This window comes from Euzebyella marina (genome assembly GCF_014855515.1).
GTDB classification, from domain to species: domain Bacteria; phylum Bacteroidota; class Bacteroidia; order Flavobacteriales; family Flavobacteriaceae; genus Euzebyella; species Euzebyella marina.
Genome location: NZ_JACYFK010000001.1, coordinates 21558 through 37295 on the forward strand (window position 1 = coordinate 21558; position 15738 = coordinate 37295).

At 39.7% G+C, this 15738-nt stretch carries 17 protein-coding genes; 16 read left to right on the forward strand and 1 reads right to left on the reverse strand.

Annotated features, from left to right (window positions below; all coding sequences use genetic code 11):
• Positions 1–2: 2 nt before the first annotated feature.
• The 4 genes from IL356_RS00095 to IL356_RS00110 are packed head-to-tail and all read left to right on the forward strand — an operon-like array spanning position 3 to position 5318.
• Positions 3–1523, forward strand: coding sequence for a DUF1501 domain-containing protein (locus tag IL356_RS00095; RefSeq protein WP_240467929.1), 1521 nt, complete (start codon positions 3–5; stop codon positions 1521–1523).
• 28 nt (positions 1524–1551) lie between these two features.
• Entirely contained in the window at positions 1552–2433 is an 882-nt protein-coding gene (locus IL356_RS00100) for a sugar phosphate isomerase/epimerase family protein (protein ID WP_121847804.1), read from the forward strand.
• A gap of 7 nt (positions 2434–2440) precedes the next feature.
• Positions 2441–3829, forward strand: coding sequence for a c-type cytochrome domain-containing protein (locus tag IL356_RS00105; RefSeq protein ID WP_121847803.1), 1389 nt, complete (start codon positions 2441–2443; stop codon positions 3827–3829).
• A 58-nt stretch (positions 3830–3887) separates the two neighbouring features.
• Positions 3888–5318, forward strand: a complete 1431-nt coding sequence (locus IL356_RS00110; protein ID WP_121847802.1) for an SLC13 family permease — start codon at positions 3888–3890, stop codon at positions 5316–5318.
• 68 nt (positions 5319–5386) lie between these two features.
• On the opposite strand, the gene IL356_RS00115 is transcribed toward IL356_RS00110, so the two are convergent.
• A complete protein-coding gene (locus tag IL356_RS00115) occupies positions 5387–5791 on the reverse strand; it encodes a hypothetical protein (RefSeq protein ID WP_162987814.1) in 405 nt (134 codons plus the stop codon).
• Between the two features lie 535 nt (positions 5792–6326).
• Here IL356_RS00115 and IL356_RS00120 point away from each other — a divergent pair.
• The 12 genes from IL356_RS00120 to arsB all read left to right on the forward strand — a co-directional run bounded on the left by IL356_RS00120 (position 6327) and on the right by arsB (position 15681).
• Positions 6327–8813, forward strand: a complete 2487-nt coding sequence (locus IL356_RS00120; RefSeq protein WP_121847800.1) for a zinc-dependent metalloprotease — start codon at positions 6327–6329, stop codon at positions 8811–8813.
• A gap of 250 nt (positions 8814–9063) precedes the next feature.
• Positions 9064–9219: a hypothetical protein gene (locus IL356_RS00125; RefSeq protein WP_162987813.1), complete on the forward strand. Its 156-nt coding sequence runs from the start codon at positions 9064–9066 to the stop codon at positions 9217–9219.
• Positions 9220–9385: 166 nt separating this feature from the next.
• The gene (locus IL356_RS00130; RefSeq protein ID WP_121847799.1) at positions 9386–9835 is read left to right on the forward strand and encodes a Spy/CpxP family protein refolding chaperone; all 450 of its coding nucleotides are present in this window, start codon (positions 9386–9388) and stop codon (positions 9833–9835) included.
• 175 nt (positions 9836–10010) lie between these two features.
• On the forward strand, positions 10011–10631 hold the full coding sequence (locus tag IL356_RS00135; RefSeq protein WP_121847798.1) for a Pr6Pr family membrane protein: 621 nt from the start codon (positions 10011–10013) through the stop codon (positions 10629–10631).
• A 9-nt stretch (positions 10632–10640) separates the two neighbouring features.
• Positions 10641–11069, forward strand: a complete 429-nt coding sequence (locus IL356_RS00140; RefSeq protein ID WP_121847797.1) for an META domain-containing protein — start codon at positions 10641–10643, stop codon at positions 11067–11069.
• 30 nt (positions 11070–11099) lie between these two features.
• Positions 11100–11486: a hypothetical protein gene (locus IL356_RS00145; RefSeq protein WP_192466521.1), complete on the forward strand. Its 387-nt coding sequence runs from the start codon at positions 11100–11102 to the stop codon at positions 11484–11486.
• Between the two features lie 75 nt (positions 11487–11561).
• Positions 11562–12416 (forward strand): HAEPLYID family protein, encoded by an 855-nt coding sequence (locus IL356_RS00150; protein WP_121847796.1) that lies wholly within the window; start codon positions 11562–11564, stop codon positions 12414–12416.
• Positions 12417–12550: 134 nt separating this feature from the next.
• Complete coding sequence (locus IL356_RS00155) at positions 12551–13045, forward strand: GNAT family N-acetyltransferase (protein WP_192466522.1); 495 nt, start codon at positions 12551–12553, stop codon at positions 13043–13045.
• Positions 13046–13136: 91 nt separating this feature from the next.
• A complete protein-coding gene (locus tag IL356_RS00160) occupies positions 13137–13469 on the forward strand; it encodes an ArsR/SmtB family transcription factor (protein WP_121847794.1) in 333 nt (110 codons plus the stop codon).
• Positions 13470–13516: 47 nt separating this feature from the next.
• Positions 13517–13984 carry a DUF6428 family protein gene (locus IL356_RS00165; protein ID WP_121847793.1) on the forward strand — a complete coding sequence of 156 codons (468 nt, stop codon included), beginning with the start codon at positions 13517–13519 and terminating at the stop codon, positions 13982–13984.
• 23 nt (positions 13985–14007) lie between these two features.
• A complete protein-coding gene (locus tag IL356_RS00170; protein WP_121847792.1) occupies positions 14008–14625 on the forward strand; it encodes an arsenate-mycothiol transferase ArsC in 618 nt (205 codons plus the stop codon).
• Complete coding sequence (arsB, locus tag IL356_RS00175) at positions 14626–15681, forward strand: ACR3 family arsenite efflux transporter (RefSeq protein ID WP_121847791.1); 1056 nt, start codon at positions 14626–14628, stop codon at positions 15679–15681.
• Positions 15682–15738: the final 57 nt, after the last annotated feature.

The window sequence follows — 15738 nt, forward strand, 5'->3', positions numbered from 1 at the left end:
AAGTGAAACATCATTCAGATATAGTCAACAGATTACTCAGGGAAAAACTGGAGCGTGAAACGCAGGCAACAACAAGACGCCATTTCATAAAAAGTTGCGCCCAAGGCATGGGCGGGCTCGCTTTAAGCTCCATTTTCATGGGTTGCGACCCTTTATCAAAGCCTAAACCGTTGGCCCAGAACAGTTTTTCTGAACGCGATTTAAACCCGCTATCGACTTTGGCTCCCCACTATGGACCTAAAGTAAAATCGGTTATTTATCTACACATGGCAGGGGCACCGTCACAACTGGAGATGTTCGATTACAAACCGGAACTTCATAAATATGATGGTCAAGATTGTCCGCAATCGTTGTTAGAAGGCAAGAAATTTGCTTTTATTAAAGGTACACCTAAATTGATGGGCCCTCAGGCAGAATTTAAACAAGAGGGTGAATCGGGCAATTGGGTTTCTAATTTTCTTCCCCACTTTAAAAATGTCGTCGATGAAGTTGCCTTTCTCAAGGCTGTACATACCGATCAGTTCAATCACGGCCCCGCGCAATTGTTTATGCACACGGGTAGTCCGCGATTGGGCAGACCTAGTATTGGGGCATGGGCCACCTATGGTCTAGGCTCAGAGAATCAAAACCTACCTGGTTTTGTAGTGCTCACTTCTGGGGGCAACACCCCCGATGCCGGTAAAAGTGTTTGGGGAAGCGGTTTTCTGCCCTCGGTCTATCAAGGCGTACAATGTCGTTCAAAAGGTGACCCTGTACTTTATATCGATGACCCAGATGGTATTTCTAGAAACCTAAAGAAAAACACGATTGATGCCATCAACAAAATCAACAAAGAAGAGTACGCCAAGTACGCAGATCCTGAAATTTTGGCCCGAATCAACCAATACGAAATGGCCTATCGAATGCAAATTGCGGTTCCTGAGGTGATGAATATCAACAACGAGCCAGAGCATATCAAACAAATGTACGGGGTAGAACCGGGCAAAGAGTCTTTTGCCAACAACTGCCTCTTGGCCCGAAAACTGGTTGAAGACGGCGTCCGTTTTGTTCAGCTTTTTGATTGGGGATGGGACACTCACGGAAATGTTCGAGAGGGTTCCATTGATATGGGACTGAGAAATAAATGCCGTGAAATCGATAGGCCTATGACAGCCCTTATTATGGATTTAAAACAAAGAGGCCTTTTAGACGACACTTTAATCGTCTGGGGAGGTGAATTTGGCCGTACGCCCATGCAGGAAAACCGGGGAAACAAAGAAATGGCCTATAAAGGTAGAGACCATCATGGCGATGCCTTTACGATGTGGATGGCCGGTGGGGGCATTAAAAAAGGAGCTTCCCATGGTGCAACCGACGATATTGGCTTTTCCGGTATCGATGGTAGGGTATCGGTTCATGATGTACATGCCACTATTCTACATTTATTGGGCTTCAACCATGAAGAGTTCACCTATGAATTTCAGGGCAGGCCTTTTAGGCTTACCGATGTAGAAGGGGAAATTATCAAAGAGATATTGGCTTAAAGTTCAATTGACACCAAACCGACCAAACATGTTCAAGAAATTAGCACTGGCACTATTGCTGGTTTTTATTACCTCATCTTCAGTTTCGCAAAAAAAGAAAAAAGTCTTATTCTTTCAAACCGATTGGGGGCGCTCCATTTCTTGGGATGCCTTTTGTGAAAAGACCAAAGCCGCAGGCTATGATGGGTTGGAAACCTGGTTTCCGACAAATGAAAAAGATGCTCAAGAACTCAAGGCAGCTTTACTAAAACATGATTTGTTGGTAGGCTTTCTCAATGGCACCAACAAGTCTCTTTTCTTTGAAGAAAGTTTAAAAGCTTATACCGATAATTTTGAAAAAATAGCGGCATGGAAACCCAGCTACATCAACTGCCATACCGGTGGAGATTTTTTAACTTTTGAACAGAACAGTGCTTATATAAAGGCTGCCAATGAGGCCTCAAAAAAATATGACATTCCTATCTATCACGAAACACATCGGGGCAGGTTCAGCTTCAACCTTGTAGACACCAAAAAATACGTGAAAGCAATTCCTGATTTAAAACTAAACTTAGATGTTAGTCATTGGATGGTCGTTCACGAATCGCTTTTAGAAGCGCAGCAAGAAGAATTAAAAGAAATTATCGACCGTTCGTATCATATTCATGCCCGGGTAGGGCATGCCGAAGGTCCACAGGTGAGTGACCCACAGGCTCCAGAATGGAAAAAGGCGGTAGAAAGACATTTGAATATCTGGGAAGAAATTATACGCAAAAAATGGCAGAACCAAGACTATTTTACGGTCACCACCGAATTTGGGCCACCTGATTATATGCCCACCCTGCCCTATTCACATTTGCCCGTAACAGACCAATGGCAGGCCAATGTGTACATGATGCAAGCATTGAAAAAACGATTAAACCTAGAGTAGTTTCTTTATGGAAATGATACAACAACTGCTCGGTCGCCTACACCCTCTAATAGTACATTTGCCCATTGGCTTCATCATGTTGGCCCTTCTGCTGCAATGGTACGACCGCAAACAAAAAGAGTGGTCAAAGCTTCTTTCTCTCATCTATTTTTGGGCTGGCGTAACAGCCGTTTTGGCATGTATAACAGGCTATTTACAATATCAAGGCGAAGGTTATTCTTTTGATTCAGTTAAATGGCATTTATGGTCGGGAATAGTAACGGCTCTTTTCTGTTTTGTCATGCACCTCAGATTAGCGCCCAAGAATTTTTCCGGTTTTATGGCAAAAGCACCTTTGTCAATCTTGGGTATCGTGGCTTTTCTATTGATTTCCTTTACGGGGCACCAAGGTGGTAACATTACCCATGGCGAAGATTATTTGATTGGGCCTCTACCCAACTCGGTGAAATCGTTATTGGGTTATGAAGTCATCGAAGAAAAAGAACTGGTTCTTACCGAAGATAATTGGGAAGAGGCGCTTGTGTATGAAGATGTCATACAACCTATTTTAAATAGTAAATGCGTTAGTTGCCATAATCCTAAAAAAACAAAAGGAGAACTATTATTGCATTCAAAGGAAGGTATTCTAAAGGGGGGTGAAAGCGGTGATGTACTGGCCATGCATAGCGATGAAAGTGAACTTTACAACCGTATGGTGCTACCTATGGATGATGATGGCCATATGCCACCGGAAGGGAAAAAGCAGCCTACCAAAGAAGAAATTAAACTTATTGCAGCTTGGATGGATGTCGGGCACCCCATGAAAGGTACGGTCAAAGAAAATAAACTTAAAAAAGACTTATTCACCTCCTTCTTTCCAACAAAAACATACACGGGACACCCAGAAATGGAAATTGCCGAAGCTTCAAAAGACAGCATTCAAAAGATTGAAGATTATGGAATTTATGTGGACCCTATCAGTGAATCGACCCACTTTTTAAGTGTTTCCTGTATTAACAAGCCCACTTTTAAAGATTCTGATTTTGAGCGATTACTTTCCATAAAACAACAGATTGCGCAACTTGACTTGGGCGGTACCGAAGTGAGCGACGCCATTTTTACTCAATTGGCACAACTTCCGAATCTATCAATTTTAAAGCTAGACGACACAAAAATTACGGGTTCGCAAATTGACCAATTGAATGTGCTTAATCACCTCCGCTCAATTAACCTTACAGGCAGTAATTTCAATCGAGATGTACAGTTGTTTTCTTCTTTTAAGAATTTAGAAAGGGTATACCTGTATAAGACAGAAGTTGACCAGAACGGACCTAAAAGTTTAAATGACGGACGACTTGTTTTAGAATACGGTAATTACCAGTTACCTACAATTCCCTCAGATTCTATCATCTATTAAAAATCAAGCTTTTAAAAGCAAAAGAAAAAACATAGCTTAGGGGCATTAACAACCAACTATGGACTTAAGCAAAAGAATAGGGCTTTTTACTGGGCCCATCCTATTTTTCATCATTTTAGGCCTTCCGTTTGAAATGATTTCTGAAAACGGAGACATGGTAATCGCCGTTGCCGTTTGGATGGTTACTTGGTGGATTACCGAAGCCGTAAGCATTTCAGTCACCGCCCTGTTGCCCCTACTGTTTTTCCCGATTCTAAAAATCATGGAAATCGATGATGTAGGCGCCAACTACGGAAGCCCCATCATCTTTCTATTTTTTGGTGGCTTCGTACTCGCTTTGGCCCTTGAGAAAGTTAATCTTCATAAACGAATCGCCCTAAATATCATAAGAATTACTGGTACTACGCCTAACAAAGTGGTTCTTGGTTTTATGATTGCCACCGCTTCTCTAAGTATGTGGATCAGTAACACCGCCACGACGGTCGTGATGCTACCCATAGCCATGTCGGTAATCGGTCTTTTAGTGAATGATGAAGATGGATTTACCAAAGATGACAGAAACTTCGCCTTGAGCGTTATGCTGGGTATTGCTTTTTCAGCCAATGCCGGTGGAGTGGCGACCGTTATTGGAACACCACCCAATTCGGTCATGATCGGGCTTCTTGAAAACGAGTACAACATTGAAATCTCTTTTCTAAAATGGATGATTATAGGCGTACCGTTTTCAGCGCTGATGATTTGGATCAGTTATTTGGTATTGGTCAAATGGATGTATCCCAACAAACAACTCAAATTCACTGCTTCAAGGGAAGTTATTGATCAAGAATTGAGAAAATTGGGACCGATGAGCGGAAAAGAAAAGATGGTACTCGGCATCTTTGGGGTAACCGTTTTTCTATGGATTTTCAGAACCGTCATTAATGGTATATTTCCTGTTTTAAAACTGAATGATACCATGATCAGCATTACTGCGGCCATCGCCATGTTCTCTATTCCCTATAATCTTAAAAAAGGGGATTTTATCATCGAGTGGAAAGATACTTCAAAACTGGCATGGGGTATTCTAATCTTGTTCGGTGGTGGCTTGGCCCTTGCAAAAGGAATGTCGGTAAGCGGTATTGTTGATATGGTGTCAGCGGCCATTGGTGAAAGCGATATAAGCATCTTCTTGACCGCTGTACTTTTGATAACCCTTATGCTTTTTATGACAGAGCTCATGAGCAATGTAGCCCTTATCGCCGTACTAGCGCCTGTGGTTGCAGGTATTGCCATAGGTTTAGACCTTCCTATTCTTTATTTGCTCATTCCGGTTACCATTGCAAGTAGCTGCGCTTTTATGCTGCCCATGGCGACACCGCCGAATGCCATTGTATTTGCAAGCGGCTATGTAAAAGTAAGCGAAATGGCCCGTGTGGGGGTGGTGTTGAACCTTATCGCTATTTCTATTCTTGTGATTATGTTTCAGTTTGTGCTACCGTTGGTATTTTGACTTCCAAAAAAGAAAACCCCTGCCTTTTCGGGCAGGGGTTTAATAGCTTATTCAAATAAGGAGGCGAATTATCTCTTTATATACGGATTAAAACCCTCCGGTAGATGTTCTTGGGTGTCAAAATTTAAACTTATTTCATCATTCGCGTCGATGTAGTTGAAATCAAAGACATTTGAAGGAAATGCATAGGCATCAAACTTTTTTGGTAAGTACTTTTTAGTATTCAACTTCAAGGCCTCTTCCTCTTCTATATAAACAACCGATTTCAAATCAACATACATTTTATAAGGATTAAAATCTTCTGGCAAATATTCGGCAGTATCAAAGCCCAATTCAAAATCGGTATCTTCTTCAATATAATCGACAGAGCTGATTACTAATTCATCTCTCTCACTAACCGGGTTGTTGGCAAATGCTGCACTTACCAAACTAATACCCATTAACAGACTTATTTTTAATTTCTTGCTGTTCATAACATTGTAGGTTTGTTGTATGAGTTTATATAACGCCTCAGTTTCCCTTTATTGCACTATCCGTTTTTGGGTAATCCGGCTAGAATCTGCCTAAAAGTGAATTTGTTAAAATAATAGCGTGTATATAGCGAACATCATATTTTGTCCTTGAAGTTTTTAAGCTTTCCGCATAAATAGTTCTCTATTTTTATTTCACTTTTTTTAAGAATTTTCAACGTTTTTAGAAAACAAGTTATTGTTTAGCAGTCATTTATCGATATTTTTAAGTTTTCATCAGGTCCTTAATAAATAAAGCCACCGCTTTGCGATGGCTTTATCCCCGACTAATCCAAATAATTAAAATGATAATTATCTATCTACAAGACTCATTTTCAAACAAAATGTTACAAAACTCGTCGCTTAAAACGGAAATAATCTACCTCAAATATCAGAATACTGAAATGTTGAGCTTATGATTTAGTTAACAAAGACTTAAATTATTTTTTCGGTTATTTGACGCTACTACTCAATAATATTGACCAAACTCTTTATTTACATGCTAAGAAAAAGTATCACCGCCTTTCTATTGTTAATTACGGCCCTTTCTGCCGCACCGCTAGAAGCTCAAATTTTTAAGAAGAAGTCAGACAAGTCTGAAAAAAAAGAAGAGGATAAAGACGAGAAAATAAAACCTTACGATAAGGTGATTACTAAAGACGCCGTCACCGACCAAGGGCTCTTTAACATACACGTTGTAAAAGACGAACACTTCTACGAAATACCCGACTCCCTTTTCAATAAAGAAATGTTGATGGTCAGCCGAATTTCAAAAACAGCAACGGGCATCGGTTTTGGCGGAGGTAAAATAAATACGCAGGTCTTAAGGTGGGAGAAAAAGCCTAAAAAAGTACTGTTGCGAGTAGTTAGCCATAATATTTATGCCGCCGACTCATTGCCCATTCATGAGGCAGTGGTCAATTCTAACTTTGAACCCGTACTATTCGCTTTCGACATTAAGGCAATAAAGAAAGATTCGGCCAACCCTGCTACGGTCATACAGGTCAATGAATTTCTTGAAAAGGATGTTCCGGCCATTGGAATGCCCGATGGCTACCGAGAAAATTATAAAGTTTCCCGCTTAGATGAACCGAGAAGCTACATTGAAACAATTAAGAGCTACCCTCTCAACGTTGAGGCCCGTCACGTCAAAACTTATTTGGCAAAAGAGCCGCCCAGCAATGGAAGTTTGGGTTCCATCTCGATCGAGATTAACAATTCGATGATTCTTCTACCTGAAAAACCGATGAGAAGAAGGTATTTTGATGAACGTGTAGGTTGGTTCACTAGCGGACAGACCGATTATGGTCTAGACGTTCAAGAAAGTAAAACCGTAACCTTTTTAGACCGGTGGCGTTTAGAGGTAAAAGAAGAAGACTTGGAAAAATTCAAGCAGGGCGAACTGGTAGAGCCCAAAAAGCAAATCGTTTACTATGTAGACAGGGCGACGCCAAAAAAATGGGTTCCTTTTATCAAGCAAGGTATTGAAGATTGGCAAAAAGCATTTGAAGAAGCCGGTTTCAAAAATGCGATTATTGCCAAAGACCCTCCATCTACCGAAGAGGATCCCGAATGGTCTCCAGAAGATGTAAGATATTCCGTGGTGCGCTATCTGGCATCACCGATTCCAAATGCCAACGGCCCACACGTAAGTGACCCGCGCAGTGGCGAAATTTTGGAGTCGGACATTAATTGGTACCATAATGTAATGACCCTGCTTCGTAATTGGTACTTCGTGCAAACTGCGGCCATAAATGATAATGCGAGAAGTGTCGCCTTTAAAGATGAAATCATGGGTCGGTTGATACGATTTGTATCGGCTCATGAAGTGGGTCACACCTTAGGTCTGCCCCATAACATGGGTAGTAGTGTTGCCTACCCGGTAGACTCACTTCGCTCCCCTTCTTTTACAAAAAAATATGGAACGGCTCCTTCTATTATGGATTATGCCCGTTTCAATTACATAGCGCAGCCAGAAGATGGCGATGTTGCCCTCATGCCCGATATTGGTATTTATGACAAATATGCCATTAAATGGGGCTATAGGCCGATTCTTGACAAAACGAAAGAAGAAGAAAATAAAATTTTGGATCAATGGATATTAGCGCATGCCGGCGACCCTCTTTATCGGTTCGGACATCAACAAGTGGGCGATATCGTTGACCCTAGCTCACAAACTGAAGACTTGGGTGATGATGCCATTAAGGCTAGCGCCTACGGAATTGAAAATTTGAAAAGAATTGTTCCTAATCTTATCACATGGACAAAAGAAGAAGGTAAAACCTATGAAGACCTTGACAAACTTTACGGCCAAGTAATTGCCCAATTCAATCGATACATGGGTCATGTATCCAACAATATTGGCGGGGTCTATGAACACCACAAAACATATGATCAAGACGGAGCGGTCTACACGCCCGTCAGTAAAGAACACCAAGCCAATTGTATTGCTTTTCTCAATAAAGAACTTTTCAAAACCCCAACGTGGCTACTCGACCAAAACATTTTTAACAAAGTACAATATTCGGGCTATTTAAACGACGTTCGTACGATGCAAGTGCGCACCTTGAATACCATTCTTAGTTTGGGTAAAATACAAAGGATAATAGAAAATGAAACGGCAAATGGTGCCGAGGCCTATGACCTTATAACCCTAATGAGCGATTTACGATCCAGTATTTGGTCAGAATTAAGAAATGGAAAGACTATTGATACATATAGACGAAATTTACAAAAGGCCTATGTTGATAGGCTAGCCTATTTAATGACTGCTGAAAACCAGGGCAAGCAACCTGATTTCGGAGGATATCAAAAATCTACCATTGTCAACACCAGTCAGTCTGATATTCGTTCCATCGCCAGGGCCGAACTGGCCTATCTGCAACGAATGGCCAAAAGTGCTATCAACAGAACGGGCGATAGTATGAGCAAATATCATTTACAAGATGTTGAGCGAAGAATAGATTTGATTCTGAACCCCGAATAGATTCTTTACTAAATTGATTAAAAACAAAGCTACCTGTGAACAAACTTCACAGGTAGCTTTTTCAATTATACCACAAACAACCCTACTTAAAATTGTAAAATATCGATGAAATACCTATCTCATCGATGTAGGAAATACCCTAACCACATTTTCAAGGTATTTGACAACACAAACCACCCCCTACGCAACAACTCAAATTTTTGCGCTCTTGTTTTGCCTAATTTAGTACCAGAATTAAAAAACACATCCCATGTCTGAAAGATTAAAAAGTTCCCTGTACTTAGCCGCCTTTATCTTAGCATCTATAATTTATTATAACGAAACCAATGCCGAACAGGCACCTGAAGCTACCCAAATGGCTTCAGCCGATATAGAACAAGTCTCAAATGCCGAAGTGGTAGATTAAGACATATAGCAAGAACGACCTACTTATTCAAGGGTGTGATTTTCACACCCTTTTTTTGTACCCAAAATTTCTTAAAGCCTGTTAAACAAGTAATAAAAAGAGTTGAATGATTAAACCTACGGAGTTTTGCAATGTCTTATCATCGTTAACTTTAAAAATTAGACTAATGAAAAGAGCAATTTTAATTGTAATGTGCTTCATGGGCTTGAGCGCTATAGCTCAAAGAGGCGAAAACTCACATCGAGATACTTTCAAAGACCTTACCCCAGAACAGATGGCGACCCTTCAAACCAAAAGAATGACCTTGGCGCTTGATTTGGATGAAAAACAACAGTCCAAAATAAAAGCTATCAACTTGGAACAGGCCCAATCAAGAAAGGCTAAGATGGAAGAACGCAAAGCGGCCAGAGAATCAGGCGAATCTAAAAAACCCACTGCAGAAGAAAGATACGCCATGCAAAACGAACGTCTTGATAAGATGATTGCCCATAAGGCAGAGATGAAAAATATTCTTTCTGCTGAGCAATACCAAAGGTGGGAAAAAATGATGCAACATAAAGGCAAAAGAATGAAGAAGCGAATAGGAGACCGAAAAGAACGCCATTCTAAAAGATAGACCACATTATCAACTACCGCCGACTTAGGCGGTTTTTTTATATCCGGTTACTAAGCCGAGTTAGTTTCAGTACTATTTCTATAAAATGCATACCGTTCAGCTAAAACAATTAATTAAAAGTTGTCAAAATCAATTGAACTCTTAATTTTAGTGTGCACTGGAGAAATAACGGCTAATGCAAAAAAGAGCAGATATTTTAGGATTGCTTCTGGGGTGGTTTGCCATAATTGCGCAATTCCTTTTAATGATACAGAACAGGCAAGCCGAGGTTTTAGAGTCTATCATTCGATTTTTCAGTTATTTTACCATACTTACAAATTTACTGGCAACCATCTTCTTCACTGTAAGATTGACCGGTTTTAAGAAGAAACCTTTCCTTTTTTTATGGTCACCAGGCGCTTTGACAGCCATTACATCATTTATTTTAATTGTAGGTCTGGTGTATCAAACGGTATTGCGTTCCATTTGGGAACCGACCGGGTTGCAACAATTGGTCGATGAGCTTTTACACACCATCAATCCTTTATTTGTCTTGGTCTACTGGATTCTCTTTGTAGAGAAAAAAGATTTGGTGATCAAAGCGCTTCTGTCTTGGCTCTGGTATCCTATCATATTTCTTGTTTATACCCTAATACGCGGTCGTTTTACCAATTTTTACCCTTACCCGTTTCTAAATGTTGATAATTTGGGCTATACCAGAGTTCTTCTGAATGTGACCATAATTGTAGCGGTCACTTTAACTATTTTTGCACTACTCTTGAATGTTGGTAGGTGGCTACTTCAAAAAAGAGATTAAAAAAAATATATGAAATCACTATATCGATTATTGATTGCTTGTTCTATGATTATGGTAAGTTCCTGCGGGCCGCAAAAGCAAATAGCGTCTGAACAGTTGTACGCTTCGGCCTGGGAATTGGAATATATAACAGGACCTAGAATTGCATTTGAAGGGCTTTATCCTGATAAGAAACCGCAAATAACTTTCGATAAGGAAGAAGGAAAAGCAAGTGGAACCAACAGTTGCAATGGCTATTCAGCAGATTTCAGCATAGATGGTAAATCTTTGAAATTTGGAGCGCCTGGCCCAACAACCATGATGTACTGTGGCGAAGGGGAAAAAGTCTTCTTAAATACTATAAAGCAGATTGATTCATACCGTTTTACAGAAGAAGGTAAATTAGAATTGATCCAAGGCGACATCGCCATGATGCGTTTTAAAAAAGCTAGCAAATAATACTCTTACCGTCGAACTTGAATATTGTTGATGCTCTCAAGGTTAAGAAATAATGGTTTAGTTAAGTTCTTGTGGGCCATCATGGGCCTATACCTTCTTAACATTAGTATTGATGCGGCAGACCCGCATCCAAATCATATTCCTGAAAACCTTTCCATCAATGACCAAGAAAGTATTGTCGAGATTGTAGTCGAACAATTATTGGGTTTCGAGAATGCCTTTGAAGAATATGATGATAACGACAGTGACGACCATAATTCAGAGTCGAATGCGCAGCTGAAGGTCAAGTTTTTCGTTCAATCTACCTCCAAGACCTTGCTTCATATTTCACTTAGGCATAAAATCATTCTCAAATCGACTAAAAAACTTTTTCCGCAAGATTTTTTCAAAGTAGAATCCCCTCCGCCCGAAGTTTAATCTTTTCTAGGCCCTATTAAACGCCTGTTCGTACCGAATGGGCCAACATACTATTTTTTACTTAAAAGATTAAACATGAATATTAAACTAATATTGATGGCGACTTTATTGCTGCCATTGAGCTATACTATACATGCCCAAATTGAAAATTCTACGAAAGACAGCTTATATATAAATGAAATTGAATCGGCAAAAAATCCACCTGCGAAGGTGTTGCATGCCGAACCTCTTTACATCGATTTAATAAGGGATTTAGGGGCAAGGAAGGGAGAGAAAGAATGGAATATTGGTCTCGGCCTTACCGACAACCTTAAATTTGATTCTTATGAGGCTCTTGTAGAATATGAATGGGCACCTATTGACCGACTTGGTCTAGAGGTTGAGTTACCCTTCACTTTTTATTCGAGATTGAACGGAACCGAACGATTAGAAGTACCTGCCAACAGATTGAACAGTCTAAAGGTGGCAGCCCAATGGACTTTTCTTGTCAACGAAGCAAAAGCCCTATCAATGGCCATAGGCTACATCAATGAATTTGAACTCTCCGATTTTGAAAATTTTGGAAATCCATTAATAAACGCCAATGTTTATAATCCGTTCTTGGTTATGGCTAAACGTTGGGGCTCCAATTTTCATTCATTGGTCTATACCGGCCCGAAATTAGAGCACTCCCTTAGTTCAGGTATCGTACACACTACCTTTGAAGTGAACACCAATGTGCATTACATGATCAGTGGAACTAGAAATTTTATTGGTATCGAATTTAACAAAAGCTTTGACGAGAAAGATTTTGATATGACCATGAGACCACAAATGCGCGTGGGCATTGCCGACCACCTAATGGTCGGTATTGTTGTTGGCGTACCGGTAAGCCGCGAAAATGAACGTTTTAGTTCTTTTCTTAGATTAATTTGGGAACCAGGCCATTAATACAAAAACCGGCTGCCAACTTTTGGCAGTCGGTTTTTCTTTTGAAAAACTTCAGATAGACTTTGAAAAATATAATTTACCTTGAGCCTAGGTTATGTGAGTCTTCAGAAAATAAGCCATTTTAAATTGATTACATGCAGATAAGAGATGCCCAAGAGAAAGATATACGGTCAATTCTTGAAATTATAAATTTTGAGATTTTGAATACTACGGCACTTTACCATTATGAACCTAGAACTTTGAATCAACAATTAGAATGGTTCAAGGATAAAAAGAAATCAAACTTTCCTGTACTAGTTGCCGAAGACGAAAGTGGTATCATCGGTTTTGGCTCTTATGGCACCTTCAGGCCCTGGGCGGCCTATCAATTTAGCGTAGAACATTCTATTTATGTACACAAAGATTCTCAAGGCAAAGGGGTCGGTAAGGTTTTAATGTCTGAATTGATTAAGAGAGCCAAACAAGAAGGATACCATACAATGCTGGCAGGAGTTGACGCCTCTAATGAAGCCAGCGTGGCTTTTCACAAAAAGTTTGGTTTTAAAGAAGTCGGCATTTTCAAGCAGGTCGGGTATAAATTTGATAAATGGCTCGACCTCAATTTTTTACAGCTACTTCTCAAAGAGTGAAATCAAAGCACAAAGGTTTTAAAATAAATTTTCTAAAATAATTTTCTTTCCATTTCATTTAATCGTAATATTGCAATATACAAATTAAATAATGGGACTAGCTAAAACAGAAATATTCACTGACGAACAAAATCAAATAGCCTTATTCGCCAAAGTATTTGGGCATCCTGCTCGTGTTGCCATATTGCAACAACTTTTTAAACTGGACACCTGCATTTGTGGTGACCTAGTAGAAGAAATTGGCTTGGCTCAACCCACGATTTCCCAACATTTGAAAGAACTTAAAAATTTAGGTTTGATCAAGGGTAATGTTGAAGGTACAAGCGTGTGCTATTGTATCGACAAACAAAACTGGTCTGAAATGAAGAACACAATGTTACAATTTTTGAATCAAGATATAACCTTACAATCAGACTGCTGTTAAAAAAATTTGAATCATTTAATCGTAAAATCGCAATAAACAAATAAAATATGAAGCTCTCAGAAATAAAGAAGCACTTAAAAAGCCTTGACCAAATAGCTTTTCTATTGCCTAACGGAGAATTGGTACCCAGTCATTTTCACGTAACAGAGGTGGGCAAAATCACTAAACACTTTATTGATTGTGGAGGAACGGTAAGAAATGAGGTAGTCGTAAATTTTCAATTATGGAATGCCGATGATTATAATCACCGCTTGCACCCAGAGAAACTCACTCATATTATTGAACTCTCAGAAGAAAAATTGGGCATTGGTGACCTTGAAATCGAAGTAGAATACCAAGGCCGAACTATAGAAAAATTCGCTCTCGAATTTGATGGTAGTAATTTTCTACTAACATCAAAACAAACCGACTGTTTGGCTAAAGAAAACTGTGGAATACCTGAGAAGAAACCCAAGTTAAACTTTTCAGAGCTACAAACCGGTAATTCTTGCACCCCAGGTGGCGGCTGTTGCTAACACCATAACCGAAAATTAGATTTATGTCGTTACTAAAAACCCTTTCCGAGCAAGTCTCTACGCTGAAAAACCTAACTATTTCAGAAGACAGAAAACTGATACTGCAACCTTTGATTGACTATATTCAAGGGCAGGTAGAACAGAAAAAACCAGTTCGCATCAATTTTATATGCACCCATAATTCAAGAAGAAGCCATCTTTCTCAAATATGGATGCAGACCTTAGCATATCATTTTGGTTTGAACAATATTATCTGCTATTCCGGAGGAACTGAAAGTACCGCAGTTTTTCCGATGGTCATTAAGACCTTGATCAATGCTGGTTTTGAAATTGAAACGATTTCAAAAACCGAAAATCCTATTTACAGCATAAAGTATGCCGACAACGAACACCCAATCATTGGTTTTTCTAAAAGACTGGACAGTGATTTTAATCCGAAAGATTCTTTCGCGGCCGTCATGACCTGTTCACAAGCTGATGAGGGTTGCCCTTTTGTTGCCGGTGCCGAAAAACGAATACCCATCACTTTTGAAGATCCGAAGGCATTTGATAATTCCCCACTTCAAGCAGAGAAATACAAAGAACGTAGCGAGCAGATAGCTTCTGAAATGTATTATGTGCTTTCTCAAATACAGCAGTAAATGGCAAGTAAAAAACTAGGCTTTCTTGATCGGAACCTCACCTTATGGATCTTTATTGCTATGGCCCTAGGTGTAGGAGTTGGGCACGGATTTCCAAACTTTCCGGATTTTGTAAACGCTTTCAATAAAGGTTCGACCAATATTCCAATTGCTATCGGTCTCATCTTAATGATGTATCCTCCTTTGGCAAAAGTGAATTATACGCTATTACCAAAAGTCTTTAGAAACATCAAAATACTTTCGATATCCCTCATCCTTAATTGGGTGGTAGGCCGTATTCTAATGTTCGTTCTGGCATTGACCTTTCTTTCCGATTACCCTGAATATATGGTGGGTCTTATCCTTATCGGTTTGGCAAGATGTATAGCCATGGTATTGGTATGGAACGATTTGGCGGAAGGTAGTAGCGAATACGGTGCTGGCTTAGTGGCTCTCAACAGTATTTTTCAAGTATTCGCGTATAGTTTTTATGCCTATATTTTTATTACTGTACTTCCACCCTATTTTGGTTTTGATGGTGCCATTGTTGACATCTCGATTGCCACTATAGCCGAAAGTGTGGTGATTTATCTGGGTATACCGTTTGTATTGGGCATTGCTTCTAGGTTCTTTTTCATTAGATTAAAAGGAGAAGATTGGTATTCAAATAAATTCATTCCCGCAATTTCCCCCATTACCCTTTATGCATTACTGTTTACCATAGTTATCATGTTTTCTTTAAAAGGCGAACTGATTGTTGAAATTCCTATGGATGTCGTTATCATTGCCATACCCTTGGTCATCTATTTCATTCTAATGTTTATCATCGGCTTTTTTGTCACTAAGGCATCTGGCGCTAATTACGATAAGACCACATCAGTAGCCTTTACAGCCGCCGGAAACAATTTTGAATTAGCGATTGCCGTTGCTATCGCTGTTTTCGGCCTCAATTCGGGCCAAGCATTTACCGGGGTTATCGGCCCCTTAGTAGAGGTACCGGCTCTTATTCTTTTGGTCAAGGTTGCCTTTTGGCTTAGAAGGAGGTATTTTCAAAAAAATCTTACCGAAAGCTATTAAACTGAATCCTTCTTCAGCCCGTAGCCTAAGTTGCGTATATTTAGATAGGTTTTAACG